Source organism: Asaia prunellae JCM 25354 (assembly GCF_000613885.1).
GTDB classification, from domain to species: domain Bacteria; phylum Pseudomonadota; class Alphaproteobacteria; order Acetobacterales; family Acetobacteraceae; genus Asaia; species Asaia prunellae.
In genome coordinates, this window is record NZ_BAJV01000003.1 from 35,774 (window position 1) to 50,896 (window position 15,123).

General features: G+C 59.3%; 12 protein-coding genes, 3 pseudogenes and 1 riboswitch. Of the genes and pseudogenes, 8 read left to right on the forward strand and 7 right to left on the reverse strand.

The window, feature by feature from the left end:
- The first annotated feature begins 61 nt into the window (after positions 1-61).
- The gene (locus JCM25354_RS03070) at positions 62-343 is read left to right on the forward strand and encodes a hypothetical protein (RefSeq protein WP_025884918.1); all 282 of its coding nucleotides are present in this window, start codon (positions 62-64) and stop codon (positions 341-343) included.
- A 193-nt stretch (positions 344-536) separates the two neighbouring features.
- On the opposite strand, the gene JCM25354_RS22905 is transcribed toward JCM25354_RS03070, so the two are convergent.
- Both JCM25354_RS22905 and JCM25354_RS23255 read right to left on the reverse strand, forming a co-directional pair.
- Positions 537-1,274 carry a fatty acid desaturase gene (locus JCM25354_RS22905; protein ID WP_084294611.1) on the reverse strand — a complete coding sequence of 246 codons (738 nt, stop codon included), beginning with the start codon at positions 1,272-1,274 and terminating at the stop codon, positions 537-539.
- Positions 1,275-1,291: 17 nt separating this feature from the next.
- Positions 1,292-1,408: pseudogene (locus tag JCM25354_RS23255) on the reverse strand (fatty acid desaturase); the annotation flags it as partial.
- On the opposite strand from JCM25354_RS23255, the gene JCM25354_RS22045 reads away from it, so the two are divergent.
- Positions 1,355-1,561 (forward strand): hypothetical protein, encoded by a 207-nt coding sequence (locus tag JCM25354_RS22045; protein WP_051537181.1) that lies wholly within the window; start codon positions 1,355-1,357, stop codon positions 1,559-1,561. The pseudogene JCM25354_RS23255 and the gene JCM25354_RS22045 sit on opposite strands and share 54 nt — an antisense overlap.
- Before the next feature lie 284 nt (positions 1,562-1,845).
- Here JCM25354_RS22045 and JCM25354_RS16240 read toward each other — a convergent pair.
- The 3 genes and pseudogenes from JCM25354_RS16240 to JCM25354_RS03090 form a co-directional block, all read right to left on the reverse strand.
- Positions 1,846-3,104: pseudogene (locus JCM25354_RS16240) on the reverse strand (D-amino acid dehydrogenase).
- A complete protein-coding gene (alr, locus tag JCM25354_RS03085) occupies positions 3,101-4,246 on the reverse strand; it encodes an alanine racemase (protein ID WP_025884919.1) in 1,146 nt (381 codons plus the stop codon). The pseudogene JCM25354_RS16240 and the gene alr overlap by 4 nt, the downstream one beginning before the upstream one ends.
- 57 nt (positions 4,247-4,303) lie before the next feature.
- The gene (locus JCM25354_RS03090) at positions 4,304-5,326 is read right to left on the reverse strand and encodes an NAD(P)/FAD-dependent oxidoreductase (protein ID WP_025884920.1); all 1,023 of its coding nucleotides are present in this window, start codon (positions 5,324-5,326) and stop codon (positions 4,304-4,306) included.
- Positions 5,327-5,473: 147 nt separating this feature from the next.
- A riboswitch (SAM-I-IV-variant riboswitch) is annotated at positions 5,474-5,585 on the forward strand.
- Between JCM25354_RS03090 and JCM25354_RS16245 the strand changes: the two genes are divergently transcribed.
- The 6 genes and pseudogenes from JCM25354_RS16245 (at position 5,581) to addA (ending at position 14,352) form a co-directional block, all read left to right on the forward strand.
- On the forward strand, positions 5,581-6,663 hold the full coding sequence (locus JCM25354_RS16245; RefSeq protein WP_084294613.1) for a threonine aldolase family protein: 1,083 nt from the start codon (positions 5,581-5,583) through the stop codon (positions 6,661-6,663). It overlaps the preceding riboswitch by 5 nt.
- 58 nt (positions 6,664-6,721) lie before the next feature.
- Positions 6,722-7,144: a trimeric intracellular cation channel family protein gene (locus JCM25354_RS22050; RefSeq protein ID WP_243443862.1), complete on the forward strand. Its 423-nt coding sequence runs from the start codon at positions 6,722-6,724 to the stop codon at positions 7,142-7,144.
- Positions 7,054-7,296 (forward strand): trimeric intracellular cation channel family protein, encoded by a 243-nt coding sequence (locus tag JCM25354_RS22055; protein ID WP_243443863.1) that lies wholly within the window; start codon positions 7,054-7,056, stop codon positions 7,294-7,296. The genes JCM25354_RS22050 and JCM25354_RS22055 overlap by 91 nt, the downstream gene beginning before the upstream one ends.
- Before the next feature lie 134 nt (positions 7,297-7,430).
- The gene (gene tsaE, locus JCM25354_RS03105; protein WP_025884921.1) at positions 7,431-7,865 is read left to right on the forward strand and encodes a tRNA (adenosine(37)-N6)-threonylcarbamoyltransferase complex ATPase subunit type 1 TsaE; all 435 of its coding nucleotides are present in this window, start codon (positions 7,431-7,433) and stop codon (positions 7,863-7,865) included.
- Positions 7,862-10,840 (forward strand): annotated as a pseudogene (addB, locus tag JCM25354_RS23685) (double-strand break repair protein AddB). The gene tsaE and the pseudogene addB overlap by 4 nt, the downstream one beginning before the upstream one ends.
- Positions 10,837-14,352, forward strand: coding sequence for a double-strand break repair helicase AddA (gene addA, locus JCM25354_RS03115; RefSeq protein WP_025884922.1), 3,516 nt, complete (start codon positions 10,837-10,839; stop codon positions 14,350-14,352). Before addB ends, addA begins: the two are co-directional and overlap by 4 nt.
- A 90-nt stretch (positions 14,353-14,442) precedes the next feature.
- On the opposite strand, the gene JCM25354_RS03120 is transcribed toward addA, so the two are convergent.
- Positions 14,443-14,718 (reverse strand): hypothetical protein, encoded by a 276-nt coding sequence (locus JCM25354_RS03120; RefSeq protein WP_025884923.1) that lies wholly within the window; start codon positions 14,716-14,718, stop codon positions 14,443-14,445.
- Positions 14,715-15,101, reverse strand: coding sequence for a VOC family protein (locus JCM25354_RS19785; protein WP_025884924.1), 387 nt, complete (start codon positions 15,099-15,101; stop codon positions 14,715-14,717). The genes JCM25354_RS03120 and JCM25354_RS19785 overlap by 4 nt, the downstream gene beginning before the upstream one ends.
- Positions 15,102-15,123: the final 22 nt, after the last annotated feature.

Sequence of the window (15,123 nt, forward strand, 5' to 3'; positions counted from 1 at the left end):
CGGGTTCTTCGGTCTTACTGACACCTGTGATTATGTGAATTTGCTTTCTGGAGCTCGTTTCATGCTCGTTTTCAATCGTCGCCTTCTCACCGGTGTTGCCGCTCTTGCCATGACGCTGAGCGTTCCTGCTTTCGCTCAGGACGCAGCTCCGGCTGCCCAGGCTCCCGCCGCTGCAGCGCCGGCCGCTCCGGAAGCCACAGCTCCGGCTCCGACGTCTGAAGCTGCTCCGGCAGCATCGACCGACGACAAGGCTGCCAAGCACAAGCATAAGGGCAAGCACAAGCACAAGCACCACAAGAAGGGTGCAGAAGCTGCCGCCGAGAAGGACGCTTCCGGCAACTGATCGATCTTCTGATCGACCATGGAAAACGGGGCCGTTTACGGCCCCGTTTTTTGTTGTTCATGTATCGAAAGCAAAACCCGTCAATATCCCGTACAGATACGGCCACTTTCCTGAAGGGGGATGGCGTTGGCCAATGCAGACCGGGCCCGTGATCGGTTGATGTGTGTCAGCGCAGATGCGCCAGTGGATAGCCTCAGCCTGGTTCTGGTATAATGGCTGCCCGACGCGGTCGGGCGCGATGGGCCGTTGCAAAAGGTACCATTCGGCTCTCTGCCTCATCCCAGAGCGTGTGACGGAACAGTTCACGTATCGCCTCGCCCAATCCAAAGGTTTTGACCTCGCTGAAAATGCTGTGTGCCTCATGGCAGGCGGCCAGGCGGTAGTTCGGAATGCCCGGTGCGGCGTGATGGATGTGATGCAGGCCGATATTGCCTGAAAACCAGTTGAGCAAGCGCGGCAGGCGCAGGAAGGAACATCCGGTGAGCGCAGCCTCGAATGCATTCCAGTGCTCCGAGCGCTCCCAGTGCACCCCTTCAAACTTGTGTTGCACCAGAAACAGGGCGACCCCTATGACCGCAGCAGGATAAACCACGCCGAATGCCAGCAAAGCAGTTGTCCCGAATCCGAAGATATAGGCAAGCCCACCATAGAGCAGCAACAGGCAGAGATTCGTCGTGTGAACGCCCCAGCGTTCCGCCTGCCAGCTGCGAGGGGTGTCAAATGGAATGCGGTAGACAATAAAGAAGATGAGGGGGGCATGATCAGGATCGAGATAAAAGGATTTTTCGATATCCTGTAAACAAGACGTTCCGATCTTGACATGTTGTAATATTCGGAGACTGTTGTGCAGTCTGAGTAAATATCGGAGAGTCTTCCCCGACTTTCTATATTGTTCCAGTCGCCGTGGTGTATTGCATGGTGACGACGCCAGTGATCATATGGTGTCAATGTGAGCAGGGAACAGAGACGCCCTACAAGACGATTGACTGCGGCTGAGCGGAAAAGTGATCCATGCCCGCAATCATGTTGCAGCGTGAAGGTGCGTATTGCCAGGCCACTGGCCAGGGGAAGCAGCAGCAGCACTGCATGGATATGGTGAGACATGCCCGTGAAAAGAACGGCATAGCAGGCAAGCAACCCGCCTATGGTGGTTACTGCCTGAAAGAGACTCGTGGGATGATGCGGAGACTGATAGGTTTTGACGGAACGGATATCTGACATACGGTCACGGACCGCATTTGTCTTGGGCGAGGCAAGGTGCGGCATGATTTCTCGGAAACTATTTCTCTGCGGGAACGTTCTGAGTTAATGGCATATTTCGTTTTGTGCAATCATCCTGATCAATATGCCTCGCAATTGCCTCAGTGTATCGTGCGTTATTGCAATGCATCAGGATCCGTCGCGCTCAGCAAGATGCAAGAGGGTAGCGGCATTATGCGCGTGTCAGGGGTGTCTGCGTGACACCCCTTTGCGCCTTTATGCGAGGCTGGGCCCCGCAATCCTCAGGATGTGTAGCGATCCAGAGAAAGATCGAGCGACGGAATATCCGTGCGCTTGCCGCTGATGCGGTCGGCCAGAATACGGCCTGAGCCGCAGGCCATGGTCCAGCCCAGTGTGCCATGACCTGTATTGAGCCAGAGATTGCTGTAACGGCCCGACGGCCCGATGACGGGGGTGCCGTCGGGGGTGCAGGGACGCAGGCCGGTCCAGTAGCGGGCGCGGCTGAGATCGGCACCGCCATACATCTCGTTGAACGAGAGTTCCAGCGTTTCGCGACGATCCTGGCTCAGCTTGAGGCGCCAGCCTGTCAGTTCTGCCGTCCCACCAATGCGGATGCGATCGCCAAGCGCGTCATGGCGACCTTGTAGGTCTCGTCATTGACCGTCGAGGTCGGCACGCGTCTCTCATCGGTGATCGGGGCGGTGAGAGAGTAGCCCTTGACCGGATAGACCGGCAGATCGAGTTCGATCGGCTTGAGCAGACGGGGCGAGTAGCTGCCCAGTGCCAGAACATAGGCGTCGGCTGTCAGACGGCCAGCGCTGGTGCGAATGCCGTAAATGGCGTCGCTCGCGGCTTCGATAGCCTCGATCTCGGTACGGAAGCGGAAGCTGACACCTTTTTCTGCCGCCATGGCAGCCAGACGCTGCGTGAACAGATAGGCATCACCCGATTCATCGCCGGGCAGCCGAAGGCCCCCCTTGAGAAGATGACGCGCACCGGTCAGGCCCGGTTCGTATTTCAGAACATCATCTGTTCCCAGAAGGTCGTGTTTTACGCCACTTTCTTCCAGAAGACGCATGTCTTCATATGCGTGCTCAACCTGCTTGTCGGTACGGAAAAGCTGGATCAGGCCTTTCTGACCATCATCATAGGTGATGCCGGTGGAACGTCTCAGTTCAGCCTGACAGTCGCGACTGTACTCCGCAATACGCAGCATACGGCTCTTGTTGATATCATAGGCATGATGCGTGCAGTTGGTCAGAAGCTGCGTCATGAAGCGCAGCATCGGGGCATTGACGGCAGCGGCACGAACGACCAGCGGAGCGTGTTTCTGGAACATCCACCGTGCAGCCTTGAGGGGCAGGCCAGGCATGGCCCAGGGCGTGGAATAGCCCGGTGAAACCTGTCCGGCATTGGCAAAGGAGGTTTCGAGTCCGACACCGGGCTGGCGATCGATAACCTCAACCTCATGGCCCTGTTCAGCGAGATACCAGGCAGTAGTGACGCCAATCACACCGGCGCCCATGACGATGATCTTCATGGTGAACTCTCAATGTATTCACGATGGAAGCGCTTGCCGAGACTGGTCAGCAACTCATATCCGATCGTATCCAGTGCTGAGGCTAGGTCGTCCAGCGGACGATGGGGGCCAATCAGCTCGAAACCCGTGCCGGAGGGCAGATCCATGTCGCCCAGCGCGGTAATATCCAGCGCCATGCAATCCATGGAAATACGCCCCACGACGGGCAGGGAGATTTCCGGTCTTGCCGGCAGAACCGCGCTGGTGAGACCACCGGCACGTCTGTGAAAGCCGTCCGCATAGCCGACTGAAAGTGTGGCAATACGGGTCTTTTGCGTTGCTATGAAGCGCGCGCTGTAACCGACAGCCGTATCCGGTTCAATCCAGCGATCCTGAACCAGTCCCCCCAGCAGGGTGACGACCTGGTGCATCGGGTTGGCGCGGTGAGGGGTGGGATTACCGCCGTAAAGTGCATAGCCGGGGCGAACCAGGTCGTGATGGAACGACGTACCCAGAAAAATGCCGCTCGATGCTGCAAGGCTGGCAGGCAAAGTCGGGAGTTTTTGTCTGAGGGCGTTGAAACGCTGGCGCTGGCCGTCATTGCGTGGGGATGCAGCATCGTCGGCGCAGGCAAGATGGCTCATGACGAAAGTGATATCGAGCACGTCATGAAGGCCATCGGCGCAAAACGAATCAAGATCCTCGCTGGAAAGGCCAAAGCGGGACATGCCACTATCGAGTTGCAGGATACAGGCAGGTCTGCTGCCGGTTTTCCGGCACAGCACAGCCCAGCGACGGGTCTGATCAAGACTGTTCAGAACAGGAGTCAGGCCGGAGGCAGCCAGAAGCGTCTCGGTTCCGGCTGGAGGGCCATTGAGAATGCAAATTGCCGCATCATCCGGCAGGAGAGGACGCAAACCGAGCCCCTCATCGATTGTGGCGACGAAAAAACGGCGACACCCGGCCCGGTAAAGGGCGGGAGCAACATGTCTCACGCCAAGCCCGTAGGCATCGGCCTTGACGGCGGCGCCTACGGCGACATCGTGACCGACCTGGTGTCTCAGCAGGGTATAATTCTGTTTGAGAGCATCGAGGTCGATACGCAGCCATCCTCCGGCGGATTGCCTTGCGCCTGCTTCCCCCTCGTTTTGCAGCACGGTCATTCGGGTCTGGGTCTTTCGATCGTTACGATACCATTCTAAACTGCACCTTGCCATCGCTCAAGAGCTGACGGGTACGCCCTTGCTGGTCGAATATTCAAAATGCAGCGCCTGATCGGGGTGGACGATTGGATGTATCGCATGAGCTGCCATCGCCGCCTCACTGAAGCCCTGTAAAATCAGCTTGAGCTTGCCTGGATAGGTAACGACATCGCCAATGGCGAATACGCCGGGCAGGCTGGTCTCCATGGTTGACGGGGTCACGGGCAGGGTGCTGCGAATGGTGTCGATATTCCAGGTGGCAATTGGACCAAGATCGGTCGAAAGGCCGTAAAAGGGGAGAAGTGTATCAGCCTCGATACGGCGTACCTGCCCTTCAAGATCGATCACATCGACGGCCGAGAGGGCACCATTCTCACCTTGCAGCGCATGAAGCTGATAGGGCACGACCTTCTCGATACGACCATCTGCGACACGGGTTTCAATCTGCGAAAGGGTTTCCGGCGCACCACGGAAGCGATCGCGACGATGGAGCAGGTAGATCTTTTCAGCGATGTCAGAGAGTGAAAGTGCCCAGTCGAGGGCGGAGTCGCCACCGCCGGCCACTACGATGCGCTTGCCGGCAAAATCGGCACGCTTGCGCACATAATACTGAACGGCACCGCTTGCTTCATAGGAATCGAGCCCGTCGAGCGGCGGGCGGTTCGGGCCGAAGGCGCCGGCACCGGCAGCGATAATGACAGCGCGCGCGGTCACCACATTTCCCTTGTCGGTCTCGAGGGTGAAATCACCGCGTGTACCAGAGAGTTTCTCGACACGCTGGCCAAGCAGACGTGGCACATCAAAGGGGGCAATCTGCGCATCGAGTGCAGCGATCAGTGCGCCACCTTCGATAGAGGGATGACCCGGGATATCATAGATCGGTTTTTCGGGATAAAGCGCCGCACACTGACCGCCAATCTCTCCCAGTGCGTCGATCAGCACACAGGAAAGTTTGAGCATCCCGCATTCGAACGCCGCAAAAAGAGCGGTCGGCCCTGCACCGATAATGGCAACGTCGATGTCGAGAGGAGTCTGGCCCATAAGCACGTTCAATCCTGTCCGTTCAAACCTGTGTCGTCTAGCAGCTAACAGAAACCGTCTCTGGCGCCCAGAGCCTGAAGCCCTCTGAGGGAGAGTGACTTCAGACACAACTCCGTTGCGTGTCCTCTTTGGCTTTGATACGAAAGCTGCCAGCATCAAGAGTCGGCATGTCATGTCGGCGCCAACCTGCTCCCGGGCAAGGTGGTATCTCCGGTTTTACCGGAGAGATGTGGCCGCTCCGGCAATCTCGGGACATGCCACACCCCTTTTTTCGCCCGGAGCGCCTGTTCGTCCAGAAAGGACTCACTGTCGTGGCCCAGCAATTTGCCAGTGATAATTATGCCGGTATCTGTCCCGAAGTCTGGGACGTGATGCAGCAGGCCAATGAGGGGTCGGTTCCGGCGTATGGTGACGATGAATGGACCAATCGCGCTTCTGACAGCTTCCGCACCCTGTTCGGGACCCGATGCGAGGTATTTTTTGCCTTTAATGGAACAGCGGCCAATTCACTGGCACTCGCTGCACTCTGCCAGTCCTATAACAGCGTTATCTGTTCGTCTTTTGCCCATGTCGAGACCGATGAATGCGGCGCGCCCGAGTTCTTTTCCAATGGATCCAAGCTGCTTGTGGCGCGTACCGATCGCGCCAAGCTGTATCCTGAGGACATAAGGGCTCTGGCGACCTGTCGCAGTGATATCCACTATCCGAAACCCAAGGTTGTAACGATCACCCAGCCTACAGAGACGGGTGAGGTCTATTCGCTGGAGGAAATTCGAGCGATTGCCGATACATGCCGCGAGCTGGGGTTGCGGTTCCATATGGATGGCGCCCGTTTTGCCAATGCCTGCGCGGCATTGGGATGCTCACCAGCGGAAATGACCTGGCAGGCCGGGGTTGATGTGCTGTGCTTTGGGGGCACCAAGAACGGTATGGCTGTTGGTGAGGCCATTCTGTTCTTTGATCCGGCTCTGGCTGAAGGCTTCGACTATCGCTGCAAGCAGGCAGGTCAGCTTGCTTCCAAAATGCGTTTCATTTCCGCACCATGGATCGGATTGCTGGAAACGGGCGCGTGGCTGCGCAACGGACGGCATGGCAATACGTGCGCGAGCAGGCTCGCCGAGCGGGTCAAGGCGCTGCCTGGTCTGGCGCTGATGTTCCCAACCCAGGCCAATGCCGTATTTCTCAAGGCACCCGAGCATGTGCTTGACGGACTTCGGAAACGGGGGTGGCGTTTCTATACCTTTATTGGTGGTGGCGCGCGCTTCATGTTTGCCTGGGATGCAGATCACGAACGGGTGGCGCAGCTCGCTGCCGATATCGAGGCTCTTGCTGCGTGAGCCCTGCCACACTTGCCAATATCCATGCCTTATCGCTTCAACGCTGTCCGATCTCGACATGGCCGGTACGGCGGTGTTCGCCATTTCGGGCGCGCTGGTGGCAGCCAAGGCAAGGCAGAACATGGTGACCTTCGCTTTTTTTGCCGCCATGACGGGTGTGGGTGGTGGCACACTGCGTGATCTGCTGATCGGGGCGCCCGTTTTCTGGATGCATGCCACGGCACCGATCGCTGTCTGTCTGGGTATTGCGCTCCTGGTATGGTTTACCCCTCATCGCGTCTGGCATGAGCGCGCCATAGACTGGTTCGACGGGCTGGGTCTGGCCTCCTATGCCGTATATGGCGCCGCCAAGCTACCGCCTACGGGATTCCCTGGCTCCCTGCTGCGATCATGGGCGTTGTTACGGCCTGTATGGGCGGGATCATTCGGGATGTGCTTGCCGGTCTGCCTTCTATTGTGGTCCGTCCTGAGCTTTATGTAACAGCTGCCGCACTCGCAGCCGGCCTTTATGTCGGTCTCGATGCAATTGGCGTATCACCGATTCTTGCGGGTGGTATCGCGGTAGTTACGGGATTTGGTCTGCGGGGCTATGCCATTCGTCACAAGATCGATCTGCCCGCTTATCGGCGATGATTGTGCCATCAGCACGCTGGCGAATGCCTGGATAGGCATTAGTCATTTCATGTGATGGTATTCCATAAAGGGTGAGGTAAAGCCGCTGGTGCTTTTCTCTACCCATCATACCGGTCGGGCTTTAAACTGAGCTGATGAAGCAACTCGACCTGTCCGATCAGACCGCTACCGAAGCTTTTGCCACCCGTCTGGCGGGACTTTCTCAGCCGGGTGATGTGATTGCGCTTCATGGCGAAATGGGCATGGGAAAAAGTGTATTTGCCCGGGCCTTTCTGCGGGCGCTGGCGCAGGATCCGATGCTGGAGGTGCCAAGCCCGACATTCTCGCTGGTTCAGACCTATGAAACGGACAGGGCTGTCGTGGCGCATTTCGACCTCTGGCGTCTCGATGGACCGGATGCCCTGTTCGAACTTGGCTGGGACGAACTTCAGGATGGTATCATGCTGGTCGAATGGCCGGAACGCGCCGGAGAAGAACTCCCTGACCACGCGCTGCATCTCACCCTGACGTCTGGCGAAACAGAAGAATCTCGGAACATGACCGTCGAAGGGTGGAGCGACCGGCTGTGATGCTCGCGACCATCCCCGCCGATCGCTCTTTTCTCGATGATGTGGCCCGGCGCTGGCTCGAAGGGGACAACACACAGGACGATGCCAATGCGCTGATCCTCGTACCCAGCCGTCGTGCCGCGCGCAATCTGACCGAGGCGTTTCTGCGGTGTCTTGACGGCAAGGCAGCCCTGCTGCCGCGGATTCTGCCTGTGGGCGATGTCAGTGAAGATGATCTGGCCCTGTCAGGTGCCGAGGCATTCTCTTTTCCCCCTGCGGTCGATCCGCTGCGCCGTCTGTCAGTTCTGGCGGCGCTCGTCCTGCGGGCGAAGGGGGTGTTTACTGCAGAGCTCACGCTCGAACAGGCCTGGCCGCTCGCCTCGGCTCTGGCAGAGCTGATGGATGATGCCGAACGCGTGGATGTGGATCTGCGTGAGCGTCTTCCCGACGCCGCGGAGCCACGCTTTGCCGATCACTGGCACAAGACGCTGCAGTTTCTGCATATCGTGACAGAGGCCTGGCCAGCTTGGCTTGACGAGACAGGCTGATGAATCCTGTAGCGCGCCAGGTAGCGGTGCTGCGGGCGCAGGCCGAACGCTGGACGCAGGTTCCGCCGCAGGGCAGGCTCTGGGCTGTCGGGTTTACCGATGGCATGTTCGCCGTCTGTGCCATTTTGCGCGCGGTTCTGGATGCCCCTCAGGGCTGCGTGATTTTGCCTGGTGTCGATCTCGATCTGCCGAGGTGCTGTGGGAGTCGCTGCCGGAGAGCCATCCGCAATCGGGTTTCCGGCGCCTTGTCAGGGATCTGGGTGTTTCCCGTGAAACCATCACCCTCTGGGATGACGGCGCCTGTCCGCAGGATGGGGCGGTTCGTGAGGCGTTGCAGGGTCGCATTGCTCTGGCAGGCCTCATGATGCGTCCCATGGAAGGACTCTCAGCCTGGGGAGAGAGCACAGCACCTCTGCCTCTGGCCGGAATCACGCGTCTGGATGCTGCCGATCAGCAGCAGGAGGCGGCCAGTATTGCCATGATCCTGCGCGAGGCTGTCGAGCGCCCCGGCAGAACCGCATCACTTGTCACACCGGACCGTACTCTGGCCCGACGTGTCGCGACCGAGTTGCTGCGCTACGGTATTGTGGCGGATGACAGTGCGGGTGAGAGCCTTGCGCTCAGCCCTGCTGCCATTCTGCTCCGTCTTCTGGCCGAAGCTGCCGCGAAGAATCTTGCTCCGGTGGCACTTCTGGCCTTGCTGAAACATCCGCTTGTAGCGCTGGGCAGTACGCCCGGTAATTGCCGCGCTACGGCACGTCGTCTTGAACGGCTGGTTCTGCGTGGGCCTGCACCACCGCCCGGCATGAGAGGATTGCGTCAGGCCCTTGATCGTCAGGATCAGAGCGAAGCAGAAAGCGCAGATCGTCCCGATCAGGTCGAGCCGCTTGGCCTGTTTCTCGACCGTCTGGACGCCGCGGTTTCACCCTTGCTCAATTGCGGTGCCCTGTCTTTGACGGATCTGCTGACACGCCTTGTCCAGGCAGCGGAAGCACTGGCCTGTACGGAAGAGCAACCCGGAGAAGAACGGCTCTGGATGGGCGCGGAGGGCCATGCCCTGTCGCGTCATCTGGTCGGGTTGATGACCCATGGCGCAGTGCTGCCCCCTCAGACCCTGGATGGACTGCCCGCTTTTCTGCTGGCGTCGATGGCCGGGAAAATGGTGTTCGGCCAGCGTGTGTTGCAGGGACGTGATGGCGAGGCGCTTCATCCACGTGTGTCGATTCTCGGTGTACTGGAAGCGCGTCTGCAATTTGCCGATCTCGTTATTCTCGGCGGGCTGAATGAAGGATCTGGCCCCCTGCAACCGATCCCGGCCCCTGGTTGAGCCGCCCCATGCGAACGCGCGCCGGTCTGCCCTCGCCTGAGCGGCTGATTGGTACGGCAGCCCATGATTTCACGACGGCGTTTCTCTCGGGAAAGGAGATTGTTCTCTCGAGTGCGTCCAGACGCGATGGAGCGCCTGCGGTACCTGCGCGCTGGCTGGTGCGGCTTGATGCCCTGCTTGAAGGGCGCGGCCAGACCGTGCCGCTTCATCCTGCGCTGACCTGGCAGGCGGCTCTTGATCAACCGGACGGGGCAGCGCATCCCGTCCCGCCACCCGAGCCTCGTCCTCCCGTTGCCCTGCGCCCGCGTCGTCTTTCCGTCACGGAAATCGATGCCTGGCTGCGTGACCCCTATGCCATTTATGCCCGTCATGTGCTGAAACTGAAGGCACTGCCTGCACTGGAAGAGGCTGCCGATCGATCCGATATCGGTGTTGTGGTGCATGACGGGCTCGATCTCTGGCTGAAGCAGGGACAGAAAGGTGGCAGAGCCCTGCATGACTGTCTGCTGACCATGCTTGAGGCCCGCGAACTGCGTCCCGCCCTGTCTGCCTGGTGGCGTCCGCGTGTATTGCGTATTGCCGATTGGGTCTGCGAACGTGAGGCCCTGCGTGAGAAACCTGCTCTGTTGAAAACAGAGCAGAAAGGCACTCTTACCCTTACTCCGCCCTATGCACCCTTCCGTCTGACCGCGCGAGCCGATCGTATCGAGATCGGGCAGGATGGGCGCGCCACGATCATCGATTACAAGACAGGCTCCCTGCCCAGGGTGAGCGATGTCGAAGCCGGATGGAGCTCGCAGCTCGTGCTTGAGGCTGCCATGCTGCGTCTTGGCGGCTTTGCCGATCTGCCAGCGGCGGAGACAGCCTCGTTGCTCTATTGGCGCCTGACAGGCGATCGTCATCGCGGAGAGGAGCTCAGCGTGCCACGCAAGCCGGAAGATCTGGAAGCGCTCATTGACTCCGCGCTCGACAGGCTACGCCGACGGGTCGAGATCTTTGATGATCCGCATACTGCCTATCGCTCCCATCCCCATCCCGATTATGTGCCACGCTATAGCGACTACGCGCTTCTGGCCCGTGTTTCGGAATGGAGTACTGCACGCGAGGAAGGCGGAGAATGAGCGATCTGGCAAAGCTGAATTCGCAGGTCATTGCTTCGGCCAATGATATCCAGAGACAGGCTTCCGACCCGCTGGCATCGGTATTCGTCTCGGCCTCTGCAGGAAGCGGCAAGACAAAACTCCTGATCGACCGGCTGTTGCGCCTGATGTTGCCGGTTCTTGTGTCTGATCCGGAAACCGGACAGCCCGTGCTTCTGCCTGGCAGTGATCCTGCACGCATACAGTGTCTGACCTTTACCCGTGCAGCCGCGGCGGAAATGGCCAATCGTCTGCAATCACGTCTGGGGCGATGGGTCTCTCTGTCCGATGCAGCGCTTGATCGCGAACTGTACGGGCTCAGTGTGCCGGTTTCACCGGAAACACGTCTGGCAGCGCGCGCGCTTTTTGTGCGTGTGCTTGACCTGCCGGGTGGCATGAAGATCGGCACGATCCACGCCTTCTGTCAGTCACTGCTCAGGCGGTTTCCGCTGGAAGCTGCCATCAATCCGCATTTCACCCTGATGGAAGAGACGGATTCGAGCCTTGCTCTGGCCAATGCCATTGAGCAGACCCTGTCCCGTGCCATGGGCGACCCTGCGATGGAGGCACGCTTGTCGCTGCTGGCCGGTCAGGTCGGTCTTGAAGACTATCTTGACCGCATCAGGGCTCTGCAAGGGCGTGTGTCGCGTTTGGCTCAGAGTTTTGTGCGCTGGCAGGTCGAGCCCGAGGCTATAGAGCGTGCTTACCGCAAGGCTTTCGGAGCTGAGGAATGCGATCTGGCTGATCTCGAGGCTCAGCGCCGGGCGTCGCCGCAGGAAGAGGTTTTGCGACACTGCGCGCAGGAAGCGCTGCCGCTTGGTACCGCTACCATGCAGGCTGCACTTGGTAGGATGCTTGATACGCTTTCCCGGCCTGTATCCGAGCGCGATCCGGCCAGGTGGACGGATCTTTTTGTCACAGGCACCGGTACGCCTCGTGCCGCACGTGCTTTTGTACCTGCCGCTATTGCCCGCGATCGCCCCCATCTGATGGAAGCCTTTACCGCTGAAGCCGAGCGTTTGATCGCACTCGATCGTGCCATTGCGGTTCAGCGTCTGATTACGCTGAATCTGGCACTGTTTGCGCTCGCAGCGCCAACGCTCAGACGGTATGCGCAGGACAAGACGCTGCGTGGTCTGGTCGATTATGATGATCTGGTTGCCAGTACGCGTGATCTGCTGCGTGATCCGGGAGCTGCCTGGGTATTGTACAAGCTTGATGGCGGTCTCGATCATCTTCTGCTCGACGAGGTACAGGATACGTCTGCCGCACAATGGGAGATCGCAACGGCGCTGATCGAGGAGTTTTTCGTAGGCGAGAGCGCCCGGGAAATGGAAGGGCGCCCGCGTACGGTCTTTGCCGTAGGCGATTTCAAGCAGTCCATCTACGCGTTTCAGGGTGCGGACCCCCAGGGGCTGTTCAGTGCGCGTGAGAAATTCCGCGAGATGGTTGAGGGTGCGGAACAGGACTGGCGCACGCCTGAAATCGGCGTGTCTTTCCGTTCTGTCACACCTGTGCTTGATCTGGTTGATGCGGTCTTTTCCAGTCCGCTCGCGGCTGACGGGTTGCGCGAGCCAGGACGTGATTCCCTGTCGCCGCATCGTTCGGCCCGTCCCGGTCAGGGCGGGCGTGTCGAGCTCTGGCCGCTCGTTCCGAAAGACGAGAAAGATACGATCGATGACCCCTGGGCTGCACCGACCGGTAACGCCGGTCAGAGCCATGCGCCCCAGAAACTCGCTGATACGCTGGCGCAGTGGATAGCCCGGCAGATCGGTAACCCGCCGCAACCCGGTCAGGCGCCTCTTCGTGCCGGTGAGGTTCTGGTTCTGGTACCGCGTCGCTCAGCCTTTCTGCGGGCGCTTGTCCGTGCATTGAAAGGGCACGGTGTGGAAGTGGCAACTCTTGTGGGCGTCGGGCTGACCGACTCACTGGCAGTGCAGGATCTGATGGCGCTATGCCATGCGTTACTCCTGCCCCAGGACAATCTGACACTCGCCTCCGTACTGACCTCACCTTTCGGTGGAGTCAGTGATGCCTCGCTTATGGATCTGGCCATGGAACGTGGCGAGCGTCCGCTCTGGACTGTTTTACGCGAACGTCATGCTGAGCGACCGGAATGGCGGAGTGTCTGGGAGCGTCTTTCTGCCCTTCAGACCCGTATCGACTTTGCAACGCCTTATCAGATTCTTGCTGATGCACTGGGCCGTCATGAAGGGCGTGCACGTGCCCTGGCGCGTCTCGGCCCGGAGGCGGCAGAGCCGCTTGACGATCTGCTTTCTGCCGCGCTGCGCTTCGAGGCACTCAATGCCCCATCGATGGAGGGTTTTCTGCACTGGCTTTCGTCGAGCAGCCTGACTGTGAAACGTGAGGCAGAATCCGGTATCGATGCCGTGCGGATCATGACCGTGCATGGCTCGAAGGGATTACAGGCCCGTCTGGTCGTTTTGCCGGATATGACCGGTGAGGCACAGGGCGAGACAAAGCTGCTCTGGACACGGCAGAACGGGCTTGATCTGCCAGTCTGGATGCCAGGCAAGGAATTGCCTTCCGCACTGGGAGAGAGGCTCAAGGAACAAGAGAAAGCGGCTGCCCAGGCCGAGCGTAACCGGCTACTTTATGTCGCTCTTACCCGTGCCAGTGACTGGCTGGTTGTCTGTGGTTGGGAGCCCAGACGCAGGCAGAGTGAAACGTCGTGGTATGCCCTCTGCGAGGCCGGGTTCGCCCAGCTGGGCGCTGCATGTCATCCGTTCGAAGGCGGATGGGAAGGCGATCATCTCGTCATTGAGGCTCAACCTGAAAATGAGACTCATGTCCTGGAAGCAGCCTCAGCTTCTTCTCGTGTGGCCATGCCTCTGTTGTTCGGTCAGGCGCCGGACTGGCATGCACGCCCTGCACCGCATGAGGCACCTCTCACCCGACCTCTGGCCCCCAGTCGGCCGGATAATGTGTCTTATGGTGCTGCGCCCCCTGCCTTGTCTCCGCTTCAGATCATGGCAGGGCGAGAAAGTGGACGCAGACGCGCTCTTGATCGCGGCACGCTGGTTCATCGGTTGTTGCAATGGCTGCCAGATCGTCCCGAGGCGGAATGGCGCTTTCTGGCCGAGGATTTCCTGTCCCGGTCAGATTATGGTCTGACTCCGGAGGAAATTGTTCGGCTGGCAGGGCAGATACTGGCTATTCTGACCCATGAGACACTTGCCCCACTTTTCGCGCCGGGCAGTCTTGCCGAACAGCCGATTACCGGCCTTGCTTCTGGTCAGGTCGTTCTGGGCCAGGTTGATCGTCTGTGTGTGACGAAAGACAGGGTCATGCTGTGCGATTTCAAGACGAACCAGCGTCCGCCCCGGCCAGGTCAGGCCGTGCCGGCCGCCTATAGACGTCAGCTGACGGCCTATGGCGTTGTGCTCAGACAGCTTTATCCGGATCACGCAATCACGCTGGCACTGGTCTGGACCGAGGGGCCCTCCATCAGCTTTGTGGATATCCATGGATGATTTTGTCAGCAATTCAGGAATGGAACGAGGAGAAATGTTCTCTGTCAGGGTGTTCGTGAGACACTCTGAAACCCCGGATTGCACCGCTCACTAGCGCCGCCTGTTGCGATCACGATTTCTGTCATGGTGGTTATCGCGATAACCACCATAGCCACGTCGATCATAATAGCGCTGACGATAGCCCGGCCCGCCCCAGCCACGTCCGGTATAATGCGGGCCGACGGCATAGCCGCTATGCCATCCCTGATGGCCCCAGCCTCCAGGATAGCCGTAATAGCCTCCGTCATAGCCACCATAGCCGCTACAGCCCGACAGGCTGAGGGACGAAATTGCCGCAAGGGCAATCAGAACAGACGCTTTCTTCACTGGGAAAGGGTTCCTTCAAGCATGTCCTTCTGGCTTTCGATCACGCCGAATACGGCACCATTCGGATCGGCGAGAATGGCGATTTGTGCGCCATCGCGATCGACATGGGTCGGTACAATGATCTGCCCCCCAAGAGCCTGAGCCTTTTCAGCAATGATCGCGCTGTTACTGACCTCGACGAACTGGACCCAGCGCGCGTGGTCACGCTGTTCAACGCCGGTCGGCAAGGTGTTGACACTTGCACGTTCCTTGTCCTGGGACATGAGAAGGTAATGCTGTGCGCTATCGGCCTCGGGGGCTGCGACGATCTTGTAGTTGAACAACAGCTGATAATAGCCCGCCGCTGCTTGGGAGATGGAGAGAGCAGCGTAGCCCACGACCATCCATTCAGTCTCGGGTCGGTAT

Excerpts from the sequence above, each read along its gene's own strand:
- JCM25354_RS22050 (WP_243443862.1), top strand. The coding sequence starts at position 6,722 with ATGGCCGGTACGGCGGTGTTCGCCATTTCGGGCGCGCTGGTGGCAGCC.
- JCM25354_RS19785 (WP_025884924.1), bottom strand. The coding sequence starts at position 15,101 with ATGGTCGTGGGCTACGCTGCTCTCTCCATCTCCCAAGCAGCGGCGGGC.
- addA (WP_025884922.1), top strand. The coding sequence starts at position 10,837 with ATGAGCGATCTGGCAAAGCTGAATTCGCAGGTCATTGCTTCGGCCAAT.
- tsaE (WP_025884921.1), top strand. The coding sequence starts at position 7,431 with ATGAAGCAACTCGACCTGTCCGATCAGACCGCTACCGAAGCTTTTGCC.
- JCM25354_RS03070 (WP_025884918.1), top strand. The coding sequence starts at position 62 with ATGCTCGTTTTCAATCGTCGCCTTCTCACCGGTGTTGCCGCTCTTGCC.
- JCM25354_RS22055 (WP_243443863.1), top strand. The coding sequence starts at position 7,054 with ATGGGCGTTGTTACGGCCTGTATGGGCGGGATCATTCGGGATGTGCTT.
- JCM25354_RS03090 (WP_025884920.1), bottom strand. The coding sequence starts at position 5,326 with ATGGGCCAGACTCCTCTCGACATCGACGTTGCCATTATCGGTGCAGGG.
- alr (WP_025884919.1), bottom strand. The coding sequence starts at position 4,246 with ATGACCGTGCTGCAAAACGAGGGGGAAGCAGGCGCAAGGCAATCCGCC.
- JCM25354_RS22045 (WP_051537181.1), top strand. The coding sequence starts at position 1,355 with ATGCCCGCAATCATGTTGCAGCGTGAAGGTGCGTATTGCCAGGCCACT.
- JCM25354_RS16245 (WP_084294613.1), top strand. The coding sequence starts at position 5,581 with ATGCCACACCCCTTTTTTCGCCCGGAGCGCCTGTTCGTCCAGAAAGGA.